This is a genomic window from Frankia sp. CoWAU3, assembly GCF_977971855.1.
On the sequence record NZ_CDWWXB010000181.1, the window covers coordinates 1 to 3,425 of the forward strand.

Annotated in this window: 2 protein-coding genes and 1 pseudogene; 2 read left to right on the forward strand and 1 reads right to left on the reverse strand. The window is 70.2% G+C overall.

Features of this window, described 5'->3' with window-relative positions; all coding sequences use genetic code 11:
• Positions 1 to 38: 38 nt before the first annotated feature.
• Positions 39 to 1,520 (reverse strand): glycoside hydrolase family 26 protein, encoded by a 1,482-nt coding sequence (locus tag AC08ON_RS14440; RefSeq protein WP_476617151.1) that lies wholly within the window; start codon positions 1,518 to 1,520, stop codon positions 39 to 41.
• Positions 1,521 to 2,339: 819 nt separating this feature from the next.
• On the opposite strand from AC08ON_RS14440, the gene AC08ON_RS14445 reads away from it, so the two are divergent.
• A complete protein-coding gene (locus AC08ON_RS14445) occupies positions 2,340 to 3,194 on the forward strand; it encodes a sugar phosphate nucleotidyltransferase (protein WP_011438304.1) in 855 nt (284 codons plus the stop codon).
• A 20-nt stretch (positions 3,195 to 3,214) separates the two neighbouring features.
• Positions 3,215 to 3,425: pseudogene (locus tag AC08ON_RS14450) on the forward strand (DUF4910 domain-containing protein); the annotation flags it as partial.

Consider the following 3,425-nt stretch of genomic DNA (forward strand, 5'->3'; position numbering starts at 1 on the left):
GTGTCGCCCAGGGCGCCCCGAGTCACCTCACAGCACGTCTACAAAACGTCACCGATCACAACGTAGCGTGATCTCTGCGCGGCCCTGGGGTTGTCCCCACCCGCGGCCCCGACCCGACCCGCCTTGGTGCCCTGCTGGCTGACCACGCCCCACTCCGGCACCGAGAACAGCTTGTGATGGATCCGCGCAAAGATGATCACCTGACAGAGACCGCCGGTCTCGTTGCACTGGTTGTCGAAGTCAGCGTAGGTCGGGCTCGGCGGGTACTGGTCGTAGCTGTCGACCCCGATAACGTCGACGTACTGGTCACCCGGGTAGAGATCGAAGGCGCCGACCGACGTGGTCGAGCCGTGGGCGTTGAGGTTCCAGTCGATGCGGACCCGCGGACTGGTAGCCTTGATCGCCGACGAGGCGTTACGGAAGCATTGCACCCACTGCTGCGGGTCCGTGGTTGCCCACGCGAACCACAGCCCGTTGAACTCCCAGCCCAGCCGGACGAACGAGTCGCCCCGCTCCGTGCTCACCAGCCAGCGGCCGAACTGCCGCCACTCGGCGTCGTAGCGGCCGGCCGCGCAGTCGGCGAGGTTGCCCTTCTCCGGCCCCTCGTCCGGAAAGAGCGGCTGGCTGATGACCCATGTGCCGGAGAACCCGGCGAAGGTCGAGGCGCCGCGACCGATCCAGGGCTCGACGATCGCCCGCCAGCTGGACCGCTCGGTGTACATGACGACGACGTCGTTGGGCCGGCCACGGAATTCCGCCCAGCGGTTCGCCTGCGCCAACGTGTGCGCGGCGACCCCCGTGGGAAACTCACCGGTCGTGGCGGCCCGCTGCACCCGGGGCACGGTGACCGGCGGCTGGACCCCCGGTGCGGGCGAGGGGCCGGAGCTCGGCGACCGCGCGGGCGGCGACTGCGGCGGGGGCTGCGACTGCGGGGCGGGCGTCGGGCCGCCGGCCACCGTGTCCGTGGGGTGTCCTCCGGAGGACACCAGAACCCAGGCGGTCAGGGCGGTCACGACCGCGATCGAGACCGCGATCGAGACCGCGACAGGCGGGAGACGCGGGATTCGGCCGGCTCGGCCCCCCGGGCGCGCAGCGATCCAACCGGCGACGCGAGACAGGCGACCCGGGCCAGGCTCACCGCCGCCGTCCGCCCGAACACGCCCGTCCGGCACCGGCCCGTCCCAGACCGGCACCTCCCGGGCCAAGACGTCCCGGGCCAGAACGTTCGTGTCCGGCGTGTCCAGCCTCTTCCCGGCCGGGGCCTGCCGCCCGTGCCAATGGAACACGGTCGTGGTGGCGCCGTCCGGACGTGCCTGCACCGGGTCCGGCCGGTCCCCGCCGGGGGCTGTGACCGGGCCGCCATCCGCGTCGCGAGGAGCGCCGTCGCGGCGGATGTGGACCAGCTCGGTGGGGGAACCCTCGCTAGGGGAACGGAGGCTCCGCGGCGTCGTGTCGCTTCGGCGACGGCGCAGCGGGAGCAGCCGGGCGTCCGGCCACTCGCCCCGGGACGGGGTCGGCATGCCGGCGCCTCCACCGGCGGGCCGCCGATCGGCCGAACGGGGCGGGTCCGCCTCGGAGTGATACACCGTGCCGTCCTGGTCCGAGGATGGCGATCCGGCCACCGGCCAGCGGCCAGCGGGTCATCCGACCAGGAGCGCCCGCGCACCCGCATCACCCCAGTCGTACATTTCTATCTATAAAGTCATTTTTACTCATGTAGTGCAAAAGTGCGACCAAGCACGACACTCTCCCCGATCCAGTGGCTCGCAACGAGGTCCGCCATCACCGTCGACACCTGAGCCGAGGCTCGTTCGGTAATCCGCGAGTGATCGCTAAACAGTAACAACCACCGACGAAGTGCCCCTTCGGCGGCCTCGGCTTATCACGCAGTGCAACGATCAGCCATCCGTAGACCAACCCTCCCACTCCGAGAGAATCGTTCGACACGCGCACCCGACCCACCGAAACCGTCATCCGGCCCCGGAGTCACGGGGTCAGGGGGGTCAGGGAAGTCAGGGGGGTCAGACGCCTGGGAGGCCCACGGGGCTGTGGGATCTATGCCGCATACGCGGGTTCGTAGGGACAGCACCAGCCGGCAAAGGACCATACGGTACCGTTGCCACGGGTCACGCCCGCACGCACGTTCGCGGGCGAGCAGCGACGTCCTCACCCGCGTGGGAACGCGCCGCCCGCGCAGCCGGACCGCCCGGTGGCTGCCCCCACCGGTCACGACCAGCCGGCCCGCGGGACGGCTGCCCCGGATCACCCGGAGCGCGTCGCGGTCCCGCAACGACCAGGCCATTGACGCCCATCCGCCCCGAGTGCGTCCGGACCGGGGCATGAGCACGGGAGACGCAACAGCCTTGAGCATCGAGATCGCCCAGACCAGCGAGATTCCCGACGTGGCGGACATCCCCGTCGTGATCCTGTGCGGCGGGATGGGAACCCGGCTGCGGGAAGCCAGCGAGAAACTACCCAAGCCGCTGGTGGACATCGGCGGCAAGCCGGTGCTGTGGCACATCATGAAGACCTACGAGCACTATGGCTTCCGTAAGTTCGTGCTCTGCCTCGGCTACAAGAGCGATCTGATCAAGAACTACTTCCTCGCCTACCGTGCGCAGGTCGCCGACTTCACCCTCACGCTCTCCGACGACCACACCCCCCAGTTCCACAACACCGTGGGCGACGAGGCGTGGGAGGTGACCTTCGCCGAGACGGGCCTACTCACCGGAACCGGAGCCCGGCTGCGCCGGGTCGCCCAGTACCTGACCGGCCCGCGGTTCATGCTGACCTACGGCGACGGCGTGGGTGCCGTCGATGTCGGCGCGGTGCTCGCCGACCACCTGGCGTCGGGGCGGATCGGGACGGTCACCGGCGTCCGGCCGTCGAGTCGCTACGGCGAGCTGACCACGGACGGCAACGCCGTCACCCTCTTCGCCGAGAAGCCGCCGCAGACCGGCTGGGTGAGCGGGGGATACTTCGTCTTCGAGCGCGAGTTCATCGACAAGTACCTCGACGACGACCCGGCGCTGCTGCTGGAGCGTCACCCGCTGCAGCAGCTGGCCCGGGACAGCGAGCTGACCCTGCACACTCACGACGGGTTCTGGATGGGTATGGACACGTTCCGCGACTGGACCGAGCTGAACCAGCTCTGGGATTCCGGTGCCGCGCCCTGGCGTGTCTGGGCCGGCTGAGGTTCCGGACGGGTCCAGCGATGAGCGATTCCTCCCGCGGCTCCGGCGGTCCCGAGCCGAACGCTTCCCCCCTGAACGCTTCCCCCCCGAACGGTTCCGAGCCCGCCGGCGCCGGCGAGTACGCGGCGACGGCAGGCGCCGACCCGGGTACGTGGCTGCACGACCTGGTCGCCACCCTGCTGCCCGCCATGCGCAGCATCACCGGGGACGGTGTCCGCACGACGCTCGCCA